Origin of the sequence: Hymenobacter sp. BT491 (assembly GCF_014349165.1) — a bacterium.
GTDB lineage: Bacteria > Bacteroidota > Bacteroidia > Cytophagales > Hymenobacteraceae > Hymenobacter > Hymenobacter jejuensis.
In genome coordinates, this window is record NZ_JACSJJ010000004.1 from 310,851 (window position 1) to 329,512 (window position 18,662).

17 protein-coding genes are annotated in these 18,662 nt (G+C 56.2%); 8 read left to right on the forward strand and 9 right to left on the reverse strand.

What is annotated here, in order from left to right; translation table 11 throughout:
* Window positions 1-249: 249 nt before the first annotated feature.
* The 3 genes from H9I52_RS18065 (at window position 250) to H9I52_RS18075 (ending at window position 1,970) form a co-directional block, all read left to right on the forward strand.
* Complete coding sequence (locus tag H9I52_RS18065) at window positions 250-732, forward strand: hypothetical protein (protein ID WP_187455022.1); 483 nt, start codon at window positions 250-252, stop codon at window positions 730-732.
* 265 nt (window positions 733-997) lie between these two features.
* Complete coding sequence (locus tag H9I52_RS18070) at window positions 998-1,654, forward strand: hypothetical protein (RefSeq protein ID WP_187455023.1); 657 nt, start codon at window positions 998-1,000, stop codon at window positions 1,652-1,654.
* Window positions 1,655-1,721: 67 nt separating this feature from the next.
* The gene (locus H9I52_RS18075) at window positions 1,722-1,970 is read left to right on the forward strand and encodes a hypothetical protein (RefSeq protein WP_187455024.1); all 249 of its coding nucleotides are present in this window, start codon (window positions 1,722-1,724) and stop codon (window positions 1,968-1,970) included.
* 56 nt (window positions 1,971-2,026) lie between these two features.
* On the opposite strand, the gene asnS is transcribed toward H9I52_RS18075, so the two are convergent.
* On the reverse strand, window positions 2,027-3,421 hold the full coding sequence (gene asnS, locus H9I52_RS18080; RefSeq protein ID WP_187455025.1) for an asparagine--tRNA ligase: 1,395 nt from the start codon (window positions 3,419-3,421) through the stop codon (window positions 2,027-2,029).
* A gap of 226 nt (window positions 3,422-3,647) precedes the next feature.
* On the opposite strand from asnS, the gene rpoN reads away from it, so the two are divergent.
* From rpoN to H9I52_RS18095, 3 genes are all read left to right on the forward strand, one after another.
* A complete protein-coding gene (gene rpoN / locus H9I52_RS18085) occupies window positions 3,648-5,225 on the forward strand; it encodes an RNA polymerase factor sigma-54 (protein WP_187455026.1) in 1,578 nt (525 codons plus the stop codon).
* Window positions 5,226-5,310: 85 nt separating this feature from the next.
* Complete coding sequence (locus H9I52_RS18090; RefSeq protein ID WP_187455027.1) at window positions 5,311-5,940, forward strand: hypothetical protein; 630 nt, start codon at window positions 5,311-5,313, stop codon at window positions 5,938-5,940.
* 158 nt (window positions 5,941-6,098) lie between these two features.
* The gene (locus tag H9I52_RS18095; protein ID WP_187455028.1) at window positions 6,099-9,620 is read left to right on the forward strand and encodes a PAS domain-containing protein; all 3,522 of its coding nucleotides are present in this window, start codon (window positions 6,099-6,101) and stop codon (window positions 9,618-9,620) included.
* A 44-nt stretch (window positions 9,621-9,664) separates the two neighbouring features.
* Here the strand turns inward: H9I52_RS18095 and H9I52_RS18100 are convergent, their stop codons facing one another.
* The 7 genes from H9I52_RS18100 to H9I52_RS18130 form a co-directional block, all read right to left on the reverse strand.
* Window positions 9,665-10,126, reverse strand: a complete 462-nt coding sequence (locus tag H9I52_RS18100) for a LytR/AlgR family response regulator transcription factor (RefSeq protein ID WP_139515116.1) — start codon at window positions 10,124-10,126, stop codon at window positions 9,665-9,667.
* Between the two features lie 231 nt (window positions 10,127-10,357).
* Entirely contained in the window at window positions 10,358-11,743 is a 1,386-nt protein-coding gene (locus H9I52_RS18105) for an FAD-dependent oxidoreductase (protein WP_187455029.1), read from the reverse strand.
* 127 nt (window positions 11,744-11,870) lie between these two features.
* Entirely contained in the window at window positions 11,871-12,470 is a 600-nt protein-coding gene (locus H9I52_RS18110) for an alpha-ketoglutarate-dependent dioxygenase AlkB family protein (protein ID WP_187455030.1), read from the reverse strand.
* Window positions 12,471-12,515: 45 nt separating this feature from the next.
* Entirely contained in the window at window positions 12,516-13,172 is a 657-nt protein-coding gene (locus H9I52_RS18115; RefSeq protein WP_187455031.1) for a hypothetical protein, read from the reverse strand.
* Window positions 13,173-13,303: 131 nt separating this feature from the next.
* Entirely contained in the window at window positions 13,304-14,602 is a 1,299-nt protein-coding gene (gene kynU / locus H9I52_RS18120; RefSeq protein ID WP_187455032.1) for a kynureninase, read from the reverse strand.
* A gap of 71 nt (window positions 14,603-14,673) precedes the next feature.
* Window positions 14,674-15,696 (reverse strand): amidohydrolase family protein, encoded by a 1,023-nt coding sequence (locus H9I52_RS18125; protein WP_187455033.1) that lies wholly within the window; start codon window positions 15,694-15,696, stop codon window positions 14,674-14,676.
* A gap of 33 nt (window positions 15,697-15,729) precedes the next feature.
* A complete protein-coding gene (locus H9I52_RS18130; protein WP_187455034.1) occupies window positions 15,730-16,260 on the reverse strand; it encodes a 3-hydroxyanthranilate 3,4-dioxygenase in 531 nt (176 codons plus the stop codon).
* A gap of 150 nt (window positions 16,261-16,410) precedes the next feature.
* On the opposite strand from H9I52_RS18130, the gene H9I52_RS18135 reads away from it, so the two are divergent.
* The gene (locus H9I52_RS18135; protein WP_187455035.1) at window positions 16,411-17,202 is read left to right on the forward strand and encodes an SDR family oxidoreductase; all 792 of its coding nucleotides are present in this window, start codon (window positions 16,411-16,413) and stop codon (window positions 17,200-17,202) included.
* 91 nt (window positions 17,203-17,293) lie between these two features.
* Window positions 17,294-18,016, forward strand: coding sequence for a glycosyltransferase family 2 protein (locus H9I52_RS18140; protein WP_139515124.1), 723 nt, complete (start codon window positions 17,294-17,296; stop codon window positions 18,014-18,016).
* A 74-nt stretch (window positions 18,017-18,090) separates the two neighbouring features.
* On the opposite strand, the gene H9I52_RS18145 is transcribed toward H9I52_RS18140, so the two are convergent.
* Complete coding sequence (locus H9I52_RS18145; RefSeq protein WP_187455036.1) at window positions 18,091-18,648, reverse strand: carbohydrate binding domain-containing protein; 558 nt, start codon at window positions 18,646-18,648, stop codon at window positions 18,091-18,093.
* Window positions 18,649-18,662: the final 14 nt, after the last annotated feature.

The window sequence follows — 18,662 nt, forward strand, 5'->3', positions numbered from 1 at the left end:
GTACGCAAAACGCGCCCCTTTGGCTACCCCGAATAGCTTATTTGCCAGTGCTTTTAGTGCTGAATCGGAGGCTAGCCCACCGGACGTTGTTCCGGGCAGATGGGATACAACACGGAAGGCCGCCGATTTGTCCCTTCCGATGCAAATTCTACCAGACAATCTGGAGCAGGGGCTGACCCATCGGCAAGATGCTAGTTGGCCTTGTTCTTGCAACTGGCTGGGCTTCGTTACCTTTCCAAAGCTTTCAGCATGAAACTCGTTCCTAAAATTGTTCTTTCCGGCTTGTTTGGCTTGTTTTTACTTGGTGCTTCGGCCCCAGCCCAAGCCCAGATCAACATCAACATCAATACGCCATCGTGGGGCCCGCCCGTGACCTCGAGCAATGTGCAGTACTATTACATCCCGGAAGTAGAGGGCTATTACGACCTGCGCGCGCAGAACTACGTGTACCAACGCGACGGCCGCTGGATGCGCGTGGCGTCGCTTAACGGCTACAATCCCAACACCTTTCACCCGGTCATTATCGATTACGTGGGGGCTCAGCCTTGGGTGCGCATCAATGAATACAAAGTAAAATACCCGAAAGGCGGCCATCCGCATGGCATGCCTCCTGGGCAAGCCAAGAAGCTGAGAAGCGGCGCTGTATATGCAGTGCCCGTGTACCAAGAGCAACATGGCGGCAAAGGGCACGGTAACGGCAACGGAAATGGCAAAGGCCACGGCAAGCACTAGCCTTTTTCTTCTGATAACATTATACCAGGCTCGCCCGCAACGGCGAGCCTGTTTGCGTTTAAAAGCGCGATGGTAGAGGTAAGCATTGGTTACTGCTAAAGCTAGCGAAAGGCAACAGCAATCAGCTTTGCAATAGACTGGTTTTCATCTGATTAAACCTTTGCTCCCAAACGCTGTCTAAGCCCCGTATGCCTAAAAAAAGCCAATAAATTGGCGCTTTTATTGCATATGTAGCGTTACAACTAGTCCATCTCACCCTCAAGCCATGAAATTGTTCTCCAAATCCGCGGTGGTGCTCCTGCTAGGACTGCTGCTGGCGGGTGTAGCGGCCCCGGCGCAAGCTCAGGTCAGCATAAATATCCAAACACCGGGTTGGGGCCCGCCGGTGCGCTCCAACGCTCAATACTATTACATCCCTGAAATCGACGCTTACTACGACCTCTACGATCGGTCGTACGTGTTCTTCGACGGGGTAAACTGGCTGCGCTCGTATCAGTTGCCGGTTGCCTACCAAGGGTATGATCCTTACCAGTTTCACCCGGTAGTCATCGACTACATCGGGGCACAGCCTTGGGGCTATATCCGCGATCACCGGCTGCGCTACCGCTCGGGGTATGCTTATGGTTACGGCCAACCGCGTGTGGTGGTAGCCCAACCTTATTATGGTGCAGCCAGAGGTGGTTACTATAATCAGCCTCGTGCCCAATACCGTGAGCCGTATGGCCGCAGTGGCAACTACGGCGGCAATTACAGTAGCCCACGCCCCGACTATGATCGTCATCGGGACAACGACCGTGGCAACAACGGCAACGGATACGGCCGTGAAAACGGTGGGTATGACCGCGGCAACGGTAACAACGGCAATGGCCGCGGCAACAACGAAGGCCGCAACAGCCAAGGCCGTTATGGCCGCGGCCGGTAGACTTCGCCCTAATTGATTAAAAAGCCCTGCGTCAGCTGACGCAGGGCTTTTTTCGTATAGATCTGGTATGAACGCCGACTACAAACCCATCAGCTGCAGCTTCTACGATGAGCTAGAAGCCCGCGCCACCCAGCGCCAACCCTGCACCCTCACCTACCGCACCGAAGCAGATACGCCGCCTAGTACTTATCACGGCATCATCGCCGATCTGTTCATCAAAAACAAGGTCGAGTATTTGCGCTTGGAAGACGGCTTCGAGTTGCGCCTCGACGCCATAGTGGCCGTGGACGACAAAGAGCTGCGCGAGTATTGCTAACAAAAAGGCAACTTCATATGAAGTTGCCTTTTTGTAACGCATTTGTAATCAGTTCATTAAAATTCGGCATTCTTTGGGAAGCGCGGGAAAGGAATCACGTCGCGGATGTTGGCCATGCCCGTTACGAAGAGAACCAAGCGCTCGAAGCCCAGTCCGAAGCCAGCGTGCGGGGCCGAGCCGAAACGGCGCAGGTCGAGGTACCACCAGAGCTCTTCTTCGGGCACATTCATCTGGGCCATGCGTGCCTGGAGCTTTTCCAGGTTTTCTTCACGCTGCGAACCCCCGATGATTTCGCCAATGCCGGGAAACAGGACGTCCATGGCGCGCACCGTGCGGTCGTCGTCGTTGAGCTTCATGTAGAAAGCCTTGATATCCTTCGGGTAGTCGGTCAGGATGACGGGCTTTTTAAAGTGCTTCTCGACCAGGTAACGCTCGTGCTCGCTCTGCAAATCGGTGCCCCAATCAACGGGAAACTCAAACTTCTGCTTGGCTCCTTTCAGAATCTCAACGGCCTCGGTGTAGGTAAGGCGCTGGAAACCGTTGTCGACCACAAACTGCAAGCGACCCAGTAACTCCTTGTCGTACTGATCGTTGAGAAACTGCAAGTCGTCCGGGCATTTCTCCAGAGCGTAGCGCACGAGGCTCTTGAGGAAATCCTCGGCCAGGTCCATGTTGTCCTGCAAGTCGTAGAACGCCATCTCCGGCTCAATCATCCAGAACTCGGCCAGGTGCCGCGCCGTGTTGGAATTTTCAGCCCGGAAAGTAGGCCCGAACGTGTACACTTTGCCCAGCGCCAACGCCGCAATTTCGCCTTCCAGCTGGCCCGAAACGGTCAGGTTCGTCTGCTTCCCAAAGAAGTCCTCTTTATAATCCACGGAGCCGTCGGCGGTGCGCGGCGGATGTTCGGGCGGCAGCGTGGTTACGCGGAACATCTGGCCCGCACCCTCGGCGTCGGAACCGGTGATGATGGGCGTGTGCACGTAGTAGAAGCCGTGGTCGTTGAAGTACTGGTGAATGGCAAACGCCAAGGCGTGGCGCACGCGCAGCACGGCCCCAAAGGTGTTGGTACGCGGGCGCAGATGGGCAATCTCGCGCAGAAATTCCAGCGAGTGGCCTTTCTTCTGCAACGGATACGTTTCGGGATCGGCTTTGCCAAGCACCTCAATATCAATTGCTTGTATTTCAACCGTTTGGCCTTTGCCTTGCGATGCTACAAGCTGGCCTCGCACGGCCACGCAGGCACCGGTTGCGACGTCCTTTAGGGTTTCTTCCGGAAATTTCTCCGCGTCGGCTACTACCTGTAAATTATGTATGGTAGAGCCGTCGTTGACGGCAATGAACTGCACGTATTTATTGCCGCGGCGCGTACGCACCCAGCCTTTTACCAATACTTCGCGCTCCAGCTCCTGGCTGCGAAGCAGTTCCTGCACGCTCGACCTTCTGAGGGACATCGGACTTTACTTTTGAATGGAAATTCGAAGCCGCAAAGGTAGGAGTTTTGAAAAGCGGCGAGAAAGGAAAAAAGCAGAGTCAGAGTTGTGTCACCTGCCCACCCAAGCAAGGGAGTTGCTCTTTCGCCCAATGCCAAACTTTTTTACCGAAACCCAAGTAGAGAAAGGGCTTATATTTGAAGTAAAACCCCGTCAGTCTTTGGCGGGGCGTACGCGTTTTTGGAGTATGCAACGACTGGATATGAAGCAGCTTCTCTCGCAGAAGCTGTCGCCTCAACAAATACAATTCATTAAGCTGCTGCAAATTCCGACGGCAGAGTTGGAGGCGCGCATCAAAGAAGAGCTGGAAGTTAATCCGGCGTTGGAAGAGGGAGAAGACAACGACGAGGAATTCGAAGAGCAGGAACGCGACGACTCCGACGACAGCGACGAAGATTTCGACAACGACCCCGACGCGGAATTTGACAACGACGACAACACGCTCGACGAAGACTTCGACGAGCGTGCCGAAGAGCAACCCGAAATAGAAATACCCACCGCCGACGACACGCCCGACTCCAAGGACAGCGAAGACCTTGACTTGGGCGACTACCTCAACGACGACGAAATCGCGGGCTACAAAATGCAGGGCGATGGCCCGGGCGAGCCCGACGACGACCGCGAAATGCCATTGGCCGACACGGGCGCTTCGCTCATGGATTCGCTGCTGGACCAGCTGGGCTTTGCCGACTTAGACGAAAAGCAGGAAGCCATTGGCCGTCAGCTAATTGGCTCTATTGACAACGACGGCTACATCCGGCGCGATTTGTCGGCCATTGCCAACGACCTGGCCTTTTCGCAGAACATTGAAGCTACCACGGCCGAAATAGAAGCCGTGCTGCATTTAGTGCAGTCGTTCGATCCGCCGGGCATTGCCGCCCGCGACTTGCAGGAGTGCTTGCTGCTGCAACTCGAGCGGCGTCCGCAGGAAGAAATTACGGAAGCCGCCGAGCGCATTCTCAACGAGTGCTACGACGAGTTTACGAAGAAGCACTACCAGCGCATTCAGCAAAAGCTGGACCTGGAAGACGAAGAAATCAAAGAAGCTATTGCCCTGATTCTCAAGCTCAACCCCAAGCCCGGCGGTACCGGTCCGATGGGCATGGGCAAGGTCCAATACATCATTCCCGACTTCATCCTAACCCTCGAAAACGGGCAGTTTAACCTGACGCTGAACTCGCGCAACGCCCCCGATTTGCGAGTCTCGCCGGCGTATACCGAGATGTTTCAGGCCTACGACAAGGCGTCGAAGAAGGACAAGAAAATGAAGGAGGCCGTGACCTTCGTTAAGCAAAAACTCGATTCGGCCAAGTGGTTCATCGACGCCATCCGGCAGCGGCAACAGACCCTGTTGCGCACCATGGATTCGATTGTGCGCTACCAGCACGAGTTCTTCCTGGAAGGCGACGAGAGCAAGCTCAGGCCCATGATTTTGAAGGACATTGCCCAGGAAATCGGGATGGACATCTCGACGGTGAGCCGCGTGGCCAACTCCAAATCGGTGCAAACCGAGTTTGGCATTTACCCGCTGAAATACTTCTTCTCCGAAGGCATCGCCACCGATTCGGGCGAGGATGCCTCGTCGCGCGAGGTGAAACACATCCTGAAGGAAATCATCGACGGCGAGAGCAAGGCCCGCCCCTTGTCGGACGACAAGCTGGAGAAAATGCTCAATGCCCGCGGCTATAACATTGCCCGCCGCACGGTGGCCAAATACCGCGAGCAACTGAACATTCCGGTAGCTCGGTTGCGTAAGGAGTTGTAAATCAGTAATTTACTATTAAGCACAAAATGGGGTTGAGCTGGGCGCTCCGCCCCATTTTTGTGTATTAAGCATTGCATCGGTTGTTTTGAATAAGTCGTTGGCGATGGGACTGTCGGTGGTTTTTCACCCGCTGCTGATGCCGTCCTACCTGTATTACGTGGTGTGTTACCAGCTTTCGGACGTGGTGATGTACCCGCTGCTGCCTGAGCGGTGGGTGGTGCTGGGCACGGTGGTTTTATTTACGCTGGTGCTGCCAACGCTGGGTACGGGTGCCCTCTATGCGCTGGGGCTGATCGATTCGGTGCAGTTGCGCAAGCGCCAACAGCGGACTTGGCCTTTCCTGCTGGCGACGGTAAGCTTCGCGGCAGCGGCGGTTGTGCTGTGGCAACCGCATCGCTTCGACGCGCTGCTGAGCTACATAATAGCGGGCATGGCCGTCGCGGTTGCTTTAACCTTCGTGGTTACGTTGCACTGGCAAATCAGCGCGCACGGCGTGGGAGTTGGCGGGGCCACAGCATGGCTGGCGCTGCTGTCTTTGAAATCGGGCACCAGCAGCCCGGCCCTGGGGTGGCTCGTAGGCTTTAGCCTGATTGCGTGGGCGGTCGTAAGCGCCCGCCTCGCTCTGAATGCCCACACGCCCGCGCAGGTATGGGCAGGCCTGGCGCTGGGCGTAGGCGTTGCGTTGAGCCTTGGGTTAGGCCTATATATTTTATAAGCACTTGATTATTAATTATTTATGGAAATAAAAATTTGAGATTTCCTTTCGTAGCTCCTCCATAACACGATTTTGGCGCCGGCGTCGGATTGCGGCTTGGGAGCGGGCAGTTAGTTGCTGTATCTTTATCGGTTACTTACCTGCCCTTGCCCTCCCGTATGCCCGTTTCTGCGCCGTCTGCCCGCTCCGAATCCGGAGACGTTTTGCTTGCCCAACTGCACGAAGAGCGCACCCGGCGCCAGCAAGCCGAAGCCCGCATCACCGAACTGGAACAAGCTCTGCAACAAGCACGTATCGAAACCGAGTTGCAGCGCACTCGCCTTTACGCGTTGGTGCGGAACCTACAAATTGGAGTGCTGCTCGTCGACAACGACGGCCGGGTGGTGCTGCTCAACCAGCGCTTCTGCGAGATTTTTGGCTTGTCGGAGTCGCCGGCCGCTTTGGTCGACGGCAACACGGGCGTCACGCTGGGAGCGTGCATCCAGCACAACTTTCCCGATCCGGCGGCCTACGTGGCCCGTGCTACGGCCCTGCGCCAAGCCGGGCGCACCGTGCTGAACGAAGAAGTAGTGCTCACGGATGGCCGCATGCTGGAGCGCGATTACATCGTGCTGGACGCTACGATGGCCGGCCGCCTAGTGTGCTACCGCGACGTTACGAAGCGCTACCAGCGAGAGGCCCAAATCCGCAACGTTTCGCACATTCCGGAGCAAAATCCCAATCCGATTATGCGGCTGACCGCGGCCGGGGAATTGATTTATGCCAACCCTGCTGCCGCCAAACTAGCTCAGGCCTTAAAGGCAGAAGATGACACCCTGAAGGCGCAACTTCTGGCCTTGGTAGCTGTGGCGATCCAGACGGAAATGCACCAAAGCCAGGAGATCACGACGGGCGCGCACTACTACCTGCTGACGGTGGTGCCGGTGCCGGGCCAGGCCTACGCTACGCTTTACCTGACAGATATCACGGCGCAGCGTGCCGCCGACCGCCAACTCGCTGACCAACAAGGGTTTTACGAGGCAATTCTGAATCAGCTCCCCGCCGATATTGGCGTCTTTGACACCCAGCATCGCTACTTGTTTGTCAATCATGTGGGCATTAAAGACGCGGCGCTGCGGAAATGGATCATCGGCAAAGATAACTTCGACTACTGTGCGTACCGTAATCGCCCAACGGAGATTGCCGAGCAACGCAAGCAGGCATTCGATGAGATCATCCGGGACCGGAAACAGGTAACCTACGAGGAATCCATGATGGGCCCCGACGGCCCGCGGCGGCTGTTGCGGTGCCTGCAGCCGGTGTTCCATCCCGACGGCTCGGTGCACATGATTCTGGCCTATGGCCTCGACATCACGGAGCGCCACCAGGCCCAACAGCAGTTGGCCGAGCAACGAGAGTTCTACGAAACGATTCTCAACGAGCTTTCGGCCGGCATTGCGGTTTTCGATCCGAGTCACCGCTATTTGTTCGTCAATCCGGGAGCCATTAAAGATCAGGAAATCAGGCAGTGGGCCATCGGCAAGACCGATTTGGAATATTACGCCCGCCGCAATCATCCGCAGGAAGCCGCCGCGGAGCGCCGGCGACTATTTGACCAAGCCGTGCAGGAGCGAGCCGAAGTGCAGTGGGAAGAATCTATCGCGTCGGAGAGTGGTGTGCGCTTCATCTTGCGGCGACTGCGCCCCGTGTTTGGCCCCGACGGCGCGCTGCGGCTGGTCATCGGAACGGGCCTCGACATCACCGATCGGCATTTGGCCGAAGAGCGGCACCGGCAAAGCGAAGCCTTGGTATCGGAGCAGCAGGAGTTTATCCGGCAGATCGTCGATAGCTCGCCTAACTTCCTGTACGTGACCGACCAAACCGGCGACCTTCTATTTACCAACGCGACCTTCCGCGACCTCACCGAGCGCAGCCTTCACCTGAACGTATCGTTGCAGGACGAAAGCGCTGAAGCGGCCGAAATGCGGCAGTTGCAGGAGTGGCACGACCACGTGCTGGCTACCGGCCACGACATTATGGAAGAGATGTCGTTTACGCTGGCCTGCGGCGAAGTGCGGCAGCTGCAAGTCGTAAAGCGGCCGCTGCGGCGGCCCACAGGCACGATTGAAGTACTTACGGTGGCCACCGACATCACCGAATTTAAGCGGGCTCGCCGCGAAGCGGAAGCTGCCGCCCACGCCCGCGAAAATTTCCTGGCCAACATGAGCCACGAAATCCGCACGCCCATGAACGGGGTATTGGGCATGGCCAGTTTGCTAGCGCGCACGCCACTAAATTCGCAGCAGCGCGAGTATGTCGACATCATTCGTAACTCGGGGGGGCACCTGCTAGGCGTGCTTAACGATGTGCTGGATGTAGCCAAAATTACTTCGGGTAAGCTCGAACTGGAACACATTCCTTTCGACCTGAACAACACCATCACCAAGATCGGCCAGACGCTGGCTTACCGGGCAGCGGAAAAAGGCATCGACTTCGTTATCAGCCCCATACAGCTCCAACATCCGCTGGTAGTTAGCGACCCGCAGCGACTGAGCCAAGTGTTGCTCAACTTGCTCAGCAACAGCATCAAGTTTACGGAGCAGGGCAGCATCTGCTTTGAAGGCGCGTTGCAAGCCGAAACGGACACGACAGCCACCATTAGTTTCCGCGTAATCGATACGGGCATGGGCGTACCCATTGATAAGCAGGAAGCCATTTTTGCCAGCTTCGCCCAAGCCTACGCCAACACCACGCGTCGCTTTGGCGGCACAGGGCTGGGCCTCACGATCAGTAGCAGCCTGGTCGAGCAGTTGGGCGGGCGACTGGTGATGTGCAGCGAGCCCGGCCAGGGCAGCACGTTCAGTTTTACGCTTACTTTCGAAAAAGCCGCGGCCGCCGCCATCGACCAAGTTATTGATAATGAATCACATACAAATCACAATGCAGAGCAAGTACGAGGAATGCGAGTGCTCTTGGTGGAAGACCATGATGTGAACCGCCAACTTGCCCAACTCGTGCTGGCCAACTACGACGTGCAGGTTGATGCCGTTTCGGACGGCCCGACGGCGCTCAAGCTGTTTGCCGAAAAGCTGTACGATATCATCCTGATGGACATTCAGATGCCGGGGATGAGCGGCTTAGAGGTGACGGCCCACATGCGCCAACACCCCGATACCGTACGCGCCCAAACCCCAATTATTGCCCTGACTGCCAACGCTTTCCGAGCGGACAATGAGAAATACCTGGCGGCTGGCTTAGACGAATGCTTGCCCAAACCCTTTGAGGAAGCAGAGTTATTGCGCAAGATGCTGGCCCTGAAGCGAACGGACATTGTCCCGATGCCCCGGCTTTTTGACCTAGACCAGTTGTATCACATTGCGCAGGGCAGCGCGGAGTTTGTAATCAGCATTCTTGACTCCTTCTTGGCCACTACGCCCGCCGCTTTGCAGCAACTCCAGGAAGCCGTAGCCGCCGCCGACTGGACGCAGGCCGCTGCCCTAGCGCACAAAATAAAGCCCTCGTTGAAGCTGCTTAACGTGCACGCTTTCACCGATCCTATCCAGACCCTGGAAGCAACGGTTGCGGCTGAAATGTCGCGCCGTGAGGCCGCACAGCAGATCATAACCACCCTACCCCTTGTCCTAAGCCAGATTCAGGATTGGCTGCAAACGCATAAAGCAACCGCTATGAATACGGTTTGATCCGTGCTCACCAGCAGACCCAAAACAAGCTGATTGCCAAGCAATTACAGCTTTACATCAGAGACAATAGCGTTTGGGGCAAATGGCAGCAGCACCTCGGTAGAGGTGTCAGCGGGCTGCAGGCAGCGCTCGCGAACCTTTCTCAGCGCTTGCTGGAAGCGGGCATAATCGAACGGCTTGACGAGGTAGTCGGTAACACGCAGCTCAAAAGCCTCCCAGCCAAAATCTTCGTGGGCTGTGGTGAGCACCACCTGGGGCGGCTCGGGCAACAGCCGGAGCATATCCAGGCCGTTGAGTTCGGGCATTTCTACGTCCAGAAACAACACGTCAACCTGACGGCCGGTGCTAAAGAAATTTAACCCTTCTACGCTGCCCGAAAGTGACGCCGTAAGCTGGAGTGAATTGGTAATTTTCACATAATGCTCCAACGTCAAGCGGTTGATTTCGTCGTCGTCAATAATAGCACAAGTCAGGACGGCAGGAACAATGGGTGGGGCTTGTGCCATGCGTAGCAAAATACGTTTATAGTGCGATTATAAATGTCTCTAAAGCTGCTTAATCAGCAAATCTTCAGCAATATAAACGACTATCCTCTATTGCAGAACAGCAGAACGCTAACCCGTATAATTAATACAATTAAATCTATTTCGAGTTATAAATTTATATAACAAAATTATACACACAGCATCATAATAATTTGCAAATCAAATAGTTATGCAAGTTTGTTATTATATAATTTATTGATTCATTTCCTGCTGCACTAACTGCTGTACCTCGGGCAGATCATAATCTGCTTCGGTTTGAATGTGCTGCATGAGGCGGCCCATGATGCTCTCCTGCCGTTTGCCGTTAGCAAGTGCCTGTGCATAAGGCATATGCGAAAAAGTAACTTGCGAGTAAAGCGGCATCCACTGATCGGGATACTGCGCCGAAATCTTGCTTTCGATCTTTTTTTGCAGCAAAAAGCGTGGGTCGGCGACCCGATCGCGCATTTCCTCAAAATTGTAGATTGCCAGGTCAGCAATAGCATCGGCGTCGGGCTTGCGGCGTTGCTGGAACGCGGCAAATACAGCGTGCCAGTCGTCGTGGTATTCTTCAATCAGGCTATCCAGCACGGAGCAATCTTCAAAGCCGGCGTTCATGCCTTGCCCATAAAAGGGCACGATAGCGTGCGAAGCATCCCCAAGCAGCACTACTTCATCGGCGAAGGCCCACGGATAACAGCGAATCGTGACCAGCGAGCCGGTCGGATTTTGAAAAAATTCCGTTGCCAAATTGGGAAGAAGCGGGACCACATCCGGAAAAACCTTTTGAAAAAAGGCGAGAACCTGCTCATCCGTTTGAAGGGCGGCGAAAGAATTTTCGCCCTCGTAGGGGAAAAACAAGGTGCAGTTGAACGAGCCATCGAGGTTGGGCAGCGCGATCATCATGTACTGGCCGCGTGGCCAAATGTGGAGCGCATTTTTCTCCATTTGCCATTGCCCGTCGGGGCCGGGCTCGATGTTTAGCTCTTTGTAGCCGTATTCCAGAAAGCTCTGCGAGTACTCGTAGCGGTCGGTTTTTTGCATGGCGGCCCGCACCGCAGAAAAGGCTCCATCAGCTGCAAACAGGCGCTGAAACGTGCGGGTCTGCTCGGTATTCGTCGTTACATCGCGCAGTTTCAGGCGTCGTTCGCGCAAATCGACGTGGTTGCATTGTTGGTTGAAATGCAGCTGGATCTGCGGATTGGCCTCTGCCAGATCGAGTAATTTTTGGTTGAGGCCCGCTCGCGAAACAGAGTAAATCGCCTGATTTTCTTTGCCATACGGCTGAAACGTAAGCTGCCCCTGCTGGTCGTGCATGACGCGCCGATACATCGGAATGGCTACCTGCCGCACTTCTTCGCCAATCCCGACGCCCTCCAGCGCTTTCCAGCCCCGGTCGGAAAGTGCAAGGTTGATGGAACGCCCTTCTTCGGCGCCCGCGCGGCGCAGGTCGGCGCGCCGCTCAAACACATCCACCGAGTATCCCCGACGGGCCAGGTAGAGCGCTAGCAGCGAACCCACCAAACCGCCGCCCATCACCGTGAGCGAATCAGAGGAAACGGCATCGGCCGCAGCAGAAGAAAACGGGGTATCGGACATAGGGCAACACAAACTAATTCAGGCTCAGGTCAGCAACGAGCGAATGTAACCGTTTGTTGGCACTGCGCCAGCCAACCAAAATACGACTCAACATTACACCTACTATCCCTGCGTATAATCCCTTGAATTACAAAGGCATAACTGCACGAAACGTCAGGTTGAGACGTGGACCGACGGGGCGCGTGGTTTTGGGTACGGCATGCAGCCAGTGCTGCTGCGTGGAGCCCTGCATAAGCAATAAGCTCCCCGACGGCAGGTCAAGCGAAAGGGGTTCGTGGGGCGTGCGGTGCGGGTCGCGGGGCTTGAGGCGAAAGCGACGCACCGCTCCTAGGCTTACCGAAGCAATCACGGGTTCCGGGCCCAGTTCCGGTTCGTTGTCGGCGTGCCAGCCCATGCTATCTTGGCCGGCGCGGTAAAGATTGAGCAGCACACTGTTGAAAACGGTACCCGCAGCGGCTTCTACCTGGTGGCGAAGGCGCTGCAAGGCCGGCGTCCAGGGTTGCGGCTCCAACGACAGACCCGAATACCGGTAGCGCGCCGCCGCGTCGCCGTGCCAAGACGTGAGGCGGGGCTGCAACACGGGTTTGCCGTACAAAACCAAGCTTTCTTGCCGCCACGGAATGGTGTCCGTGAGCTCCTGCAACAGAACATCGGCTTCGGTGGCCGGCAGAAAATCGGGGTCGAAAAGCACTTCAGCGTTGGGCAATCCCAAGGACGTAAGTGCCATACTATCAATTATTTACAAAAAAAAATAAAGCTAAGCAGCTTTCCTTTAATGGCTTAGGCCATTGGCAACCATCATGCGGCCCAAATACTGTGCAGCCAGCATGTACATGCCCACCTGAACCAGCGCACAGACCGCAAACGGAATCAGCCAGCCCCGGCTCTGGAAGGTACTGGTGCGGATGTAGCGCGGCCAAAACCACCAGTTGTAGGCAATGATGGCGGGCAGATTGAATAAGGCTGCAAACCATGACGTTGGCCCCATGCGCTGTAGCACAAACGCCCCAACGACGATGTAAAGCACCATAAACACGACCAAGCGCACCAGCGCCCCGGTTTGGCGCAACACTTTCAGGTTAATACCCAGCAGCGCGCCACCGGCCAGCATCGAGAACATCACCGAAAACAGCGTGATGGTCAGGGGCGAATACAGCGCCGGACCCGTCTGAGGCTCGCCCTCTTCCAGCTCGGTCGCCACGCGTTCGGCCTGCCGTTGGAGTTCGGCTTCCTTTTCGAGTTGCACGCGCACAACGGCTTCCAGCTCCGGCCGAATCAGGGCCGTGTCGGGGTGCGGATGTCCCCGGCGGGTGAGTTCGTCGAGCGCGGCCAGTACGGCATCGTCGCGGTATTGCGCACGGCCAAGCACGTACTGCTGAAGCTCAGCATCGGTTTTGCGGGCCATTTTGTCCGCATACTCTTCGGCCATCGGAATCAATTAATTGACAATTAGCAATAAGCGCCCCACGAAGCAACTGGAAACTCTAGCTGCTTTGTTGAACGCAGAACAAACAAAATCGGCTGATAACCAGCCGATTTCTTCTTGGTACAACAACGATTTTAGTTTTTTAAATCATCGGCTTTAACCAAAAATGCTTTGGTCAGCAACTCGGCCGCCCGGTACACATCCTGGAAGGAATTGTAGAGCGGCACCGGCGCCAGCCGAATGACGTTGGGCTCGCGCCAGTCGGCGACCACGCCGGCCTCGCTCAGCTCATCGAACACGCGGCGGCCATTTTGATGCACCAACAGCGAAAGCTGACACCCACGCGCTGCCGGATCGGCGGGCGTAATGATTTCGAGCACGGAGGCAGGCAGCTCCAAGCGCTGGATTAGAAACTCGAGGTAGCCGGTCAGCAATTCGCTTTTGCGCCGCAGCGCTTCCATACCACCCGCCGCTTCTACAATATCGAGGGCGGCGCGGTGAACGGCCATCGGAAGTATCTGACCATTAGATAGTTGCCAGCCAGCCGCCCCTACCATCGGCCGGAAGCCCTTGCGCATTTTGAAGCGCTCGGAAGCGTCGTGGCCCCACCAACCGGCAAGGCGCAACAGGTCAGGCTGGTAGGCAAAACGCTCGTGGACGAATACGCCCGAGGTGCCGCCGGGGCCAGAATTGAGGTACTTGTAGGTACACCAGCAGGCATAATCCACGTCCCAGTCGTGCAGGTGCAGCGGAATGTTGCCGGCCGCATGGGCCAAATCAAACCCGACGGTAGCACCTACAGCGTGACCGGCACGCGTGATGGCAGCCATGTCGTAGACCTGGCCCGTGTAGTAGTTGATGCCGCCCATGATTACCGTGGCCAGCGAATCGCCCAACTCCCTGATTTTGGCTTCGATGTCTTCGGTGCGCAAGGTGTACTCGCCTTCGCGGGGCTGAAGCTCCACAATGGCCTCATCGGGGGCGAAGCCGTGCAGCTTCACCTGCGATTCGAGCGCGTATTGATCAGAAGGGAAAGCGCCGCCTTCCATCAGCACCTTGTAGCGCGTAGCCGTGGGCCGATAAAAGGATATCAGCAGCAAGTGCAAGTTCACGGTGAGCGTGTTCATCACCACTACTTCCAGAGGCCGGGCGCCCACCACACGGGCGGTAGCATCGGCGAGGGTTTCGTGGTAATGCATCCAGGGCGAGTCGCCATTGAAGTGGCCCTCGACGGCCATTTGCTCCCAAGCCGTAAACTCCTGTTCGGCGGCGGCGCGGGCAGTGCGGGGCTGCAAGCCTAACGAGTTGCCACACAGATAGATACTATCGCCGCCGTGGGGCGCGGGCGGAATGTAAAACTGATTGCGGAAGTCGCGCAGCGGGTCTTGCGCATCGAGTTGGCGGGCGAAGTCGAGGGTGGGTTCGAAGGTCATGGGTAGCAAAGATAGCCTGCTTCCCTGCTAACGCGTTGCCAAGATTTTGGCTACTCTCCCACCCAACTCTTTTACGCGAAGGTTCGCGCAAAGTGCTCGGCCTTGAGCCCAAGCCAATTCAGCGCGTTGGCACCCAACATTTGGGCCTTTATTTCTTCTGAAAACGGCATGGAACGGATGAGCTGGCCGGGTTCAAGCTCGCCTAGCGGAAACGGATAATCGGAGCCCAGCACAATCTTATCAGACCCCAAAGTCTTCACCAAGTACTCCAATATGGCCGGGTCGTGTACCAGCGAATCAACCCAGAACCGGCCCAAATATTCGCGCGGGTTAACGGGGTTATCAACTGCGCACAGATCGGGCCGGACCCGAAAGCCGTGCTCTATGCGGCCGATAGTGGCCGCGAAGCTGCCGCCGCCGTGCGCCACCGCCACCCGTAGGCGCGGCAGCCGCTCAAGCACCCCGCCAAAAATCAGCGAACACAGCGCCAGCGTGCTTTCAGCCGGCATCCCGACCAGCCACGGCAGCCAATACTTCGGCATTTTTTGCTGGGCCATCATGTCCCAAGGATGGATAAACACGGCCGCATTCAGCTCCTGTGCCGCCTCAAACACCTCAAAAAGTTGCGGGGCGTCGAGGTTCCAGTCGTTGACGTGCGAGCCGATTTGAACGCCGGCCAAGCCCAGTTCCTTCACGCAGCGCTCCAACTCGCGCACTGCCAAGTCGGGGGCTTGCATGGGCAACGTACCCAAGCCCACGTAGCGGTCGGGGTAGCGGGCTACTACACTGGCAATGTGGTCGTTGAGCAGTTGGCTCAGGTCAAGCGTATCGTGCGGCTTGGCCCAGTAGCTAAACATAACCGGCACAGTACTAAGCACTTGCACATCCACTCCAAATTCATCGTATTCACGCAGGCGCACGGCGGGGTCCCAGCAATTGTCTTGGATCTCGCGGAAGAACTTGTCGTCCTGCATCATGCGGGCGCAGCAGGGCTTGTGGTGTTCGAGCCGGATGAAGCCGCCGTAGCCGTAGCGCTCGCGCAAATCGGGCCAGCGCTCGGGCAGGATGTGAGTATGGATGTCGATTTTGAGCACGAAAGGCGAACGTGGCAGGTGCGTAGGAAATCCTTAGTCGGCCTTGGCGGGCACGGGCGGCTGCATCACGGTGCCGCAGTCCTGGCAAGTGCGCTTTTCTTCCGACTGCCAAAAGCGGTTCATGATGGGCGGCAACTGCTGCACAATGTCCGTGATCTCGGCAAATTCTTCGTAGAGCTTGTGGCCGCAGTTTTCGCAATACCACTGAAACCCATCGAGTTCGCCGGCCTCGCGGTAGCGCTCGAGCACCAGCCCCACAGTACCGGCGGGGCGTTGGGGCGAGTGCGGTACGCCTGCTGGCAGCAGGAACATTTCGCCGGCCCGCACCGGGATGTCAACCGGTTTGCCATCCTCGATGATGCGCACCACAATGTCGCCTTCCAGTTGCAAAAACAGTTCTTCGCCTTCGTCGTAGTGGAAATCCTTGCGGGCATTGGGGCCGCCCACAACCATCACGATGAAGTCTTTATTGTCTTTGAATACCTGCTGATTGCCGACGGGCGGCTTCAACAAATGCCGGTGTTCGTCGATCCACTTTTGAAAATTGAAAGGGCGGGCTACCATTTTCTGAACGAGGGCTGAAAGTGAGGAATACGTAACGGGGCGGCGCTAGACGGGTGACGGAAATTAAAACAATAAATGCGAGCAATGTCGCGGCGGCCTGCTTTTCTTGCGGGCCCGGTATTTTTCACTTTCATTCTTGATTAGAAAAACATGGATCTGAATCTTGTTTCACAACGTGCCCTGGTGGGCGGTAGTACGCAAGGAATTGGGCGCGCCGTAGCCGAAGAACTGGCCCTGGCAGGAGCTACCGTTACGCTCTTGGCGCGCAACGAAGCCAACCTGCAACAAACAGCCGCCGAACTGCCGACTCCAAACGGCCAAACCCACGACTACATTATTGCCGATTTCTCGACGCCTGATGTGCTGGCGCAGCAGCTCAGCCGCTATCTGGCCGCGCACCCCGAGGGCTTTCATATTTTGGTAAACAACACGGGCGGCCCGGCTGGCGGCCCCATTATAGAGGCTTCGGTAGATGCTTTTCGGGCAGCGTTTGAACAGCATGTAGTGTGCAATCACCTGCTGGCGCAGGCCGTGGTGCCGAGCATGCAAGCACGGGGCTACGGGCGCATCGTCAACGTGATTAGCACGTCCGTGAAGCAGCCCCTGCCAAACCTGGGCGTATCCAATACCATTCGGGGAGCCGTGGGCAACTGGGCCAAAACCCTGGCTAATGAATTGGCAATCAATGGCATAACCGTCAACAACGTCTTGCCGGGCGCCACCGTTACGCAGCGTCACACCTCTTTGATTGAGAAGAAAGCCGAACAAACCGGCCAGTCCATCGAGCAGATTGAGGCCAGCATGCGAAAGCAGATCCCGGCCGGCCGATTTGCTGAATCCAAGGAAGTAGCAGCGGCGGTAGTTTTTCTGGCGTCGCCCGCGGCCGGCTACATCAACGGCATTAATGTGCCCGTTGATGGCGGGCGCACAGGTAATTTATAATAATTTATAGGACGAAAGTTGTATTGATTATTAAATTTCTTATGTTTATGCTCTCGCCTCTTATCTAGCTATCACCTAAAGCTCTTGCATATTGGTTAAGTTCGACACACTCTCGATCGTCATTCCTGTATATAACGAAGCGCGCACCATCCACCAAATCCTGGATCTGCTACGCGAATTGGAACTGACAAATCACATAAAAAAGGAAATTATCCTAGTCAACGACTGCTCCAGCGACAACTCGGCGGAGGTAATTTCGGCTTATGCGGCGGCGCACCCGGCCATGGGATTGCGGCTGTTGCAGCACACCGTCAACCAGGGCAAAGGCGCCGCGCTGCACACGGGCATCCGGGAGGCTACCGGCGACTACGTGATTGTACAAGATGCTGACTTAGAGTACGATCCGGAAGAGTACAACATTCTCATCAAGCCCATTCTGAAAGGCTTTGCGGATGTTGTATATGGCTCGCGCTTTATGGGTGGGAAGCCGCACAGGATTCTCTTCTTCTGGCACAGCATCGGCAACAACCTGCTCACGTTCCTGTCCAACATGTTCACCGACCTGAACCTGACCGACATGGAAACCTGCTACAAGCTCTTCCGCCGCGACATCATTCAGGGCCTGCAACTCGAGGAAAAGCGCTTCGGCTTCGAGCCCGAAGTCACGGCCAAAGTCTCGCGGGTGCCCAACATTCGCCTCTACGAAGTCGGTATCAGCTACTATGGTCGTACTTATGCTGAAGGCAAAAAGATCGGGTGGCGCGACGGTTTCCGGGCCATTTACTGCATCATGAAATACGGCTTTCTGGGCTAAGGGCTAAGCAAAGAAATTTTGCATTTCTACACAAGTAATTGATTATCAATTACTTGTGTAGAAATGCGTTTCATCTACCGATCACGCCGAATTTCCATGTCATCGACGTACACGTTTTGCGGGCTGCCGTTGCGCCAGAGATAAAACTTGAACTGATTGGTAACAGCGACGGTGTCGGGCAGGGTGAAGGTTTTGCTGATGTGCTCCCATTCCTGAAAATGCTTTATTTCCTGAAGCAACTCGATTCGGCTGTAAAACACCTTGGTTTCGTCGGAAGCCGACCGGTTTAGCGTGACCACGAGGCTGGCTGTGGCGGTGCGGTCGGGTACCCACACCCACGCCGAAACGGTAAGCTGGATGGGCTTGTGCGGCGACATCAGGCCCAATTCGCGGGAGTAACCCGTGCCGTATTCGTTGTCGGGGCCGACTTTGACGGAATATTTGCCCGAATGCGCCCGCTCGTTGGTGATGTTTGACGTGTTGAGGTCGCCCCAGCCCAATACATTCTCGAAGTCACTGAAAGCAAGGCGGTTGGCATCTGTTGCGATGGTCGCAGGCGGCTCGTCTTGGGAGCACGCCGCCAGTCCGGCAAAAGCCGGAGCAATCAGCAACAAACGCAGAGGTGTTTTCACGAAACGGCGCGACT

What these genes read in the sequence shown, in the direction of transcription:
- H9I52_RS18065 (WP_187455022.1), top strand. Translation starts at nt 250, where the DNA reads ATGAAACTCGTTCCTAAAATTGTTCTTTCCGGCTTGTTTGGCTTGTTT.
- H9I52_RS18095 (WP_187455028.1), top strand. Translation starts at nt 6,099, where the DNA reads ATGCCCGTTTCTGCGCCGTCTGCCCGCTCCGAATCCGGAGACGTTTTG.
- H9I52_RS18100 (WP_139515116.1), bottom strand. Translation starts at nt 10,126, where the DNA reads ATGGCACAAGCCCCACCCATTGTTCCTGCCGTCCTGACTTGTGCTATT.
- H9I52_RS18110 (WP_187455030.1), bottom strand. Translation starts at nt 12,470, where the DNA reads ATGGCACTTACGTCCTTGGGATTGCCCAACGCTGAAGTGCTTTTCGAC.
- rpoN (WP_187455026.1), top strand. Translation starts at nt 3,648, where the DNA reads ATGCAACGACTGGATATGAAGCAGCTTCTCTCGCAGAAGCTGTCGCCT.
- asnS (WP_187455025.1), bottom strand. Translation starts at nt 3,421, where the DNA reads ATGTCCCTCAGAAGGTCGAGCGTGCAGGAACTGCTTCGCAGCCAGGAG.
- H9I52_RS18070 (WP_187455023.1), top strand. Translation starts at nt 998, where the DNA reads ATGAAATTGTTCTCCAAATCCGCGGTGGTGCTCCTGCTAGGACTGCTG.
- H9I52_RS18135 (WP_187455035.1), top strand. Translation starts at nt 16,411, where the DNA reads ATGGATCTGAATCTTGTTTCACAACGTGCCCTGGTGGGCGGTAGTACG.
- kynU (WP_187455032.1), bottom strand. Translation starts at nt 14,602, where the DNA reads ATGACCTTCGAACCCACCCTCGACTTCGCCCGCCAACTCGATGCGCAA.
- H9I52_RS18130 (WP_187455034.1), bottom strand. Translation starts at nt 16,260, where the DNA reads ATGGTAGCCCGCCCTTTCAATTTTCAAAAGTGGATCGACGAACACCGG.
- H9I52_RS18075 (WP_187455024.1), top strand. Translation starts at nt 1,722, where the DNA reads ATGAACGCCGACTACAAACCCATCAGCTGCAGCTTCTACGATGAGCTA.
- H9I52_RS18105 (WP_187455029.1), bottom strand. Translation starts at nt 11,743, where the DNA reads ATGTCCGATACCCCGTTTTCTTCTGCTGCGGCCGATGCCGTTTCCTCT.
- H9I52_RS18115 (WP_187455031.1), bottom strand. Translation starts at nt 13,172, where the DNA reads ATGGCCGAAGAGTATGCGGACAAAATGGCCCGCAAAACCGATGCTGAG.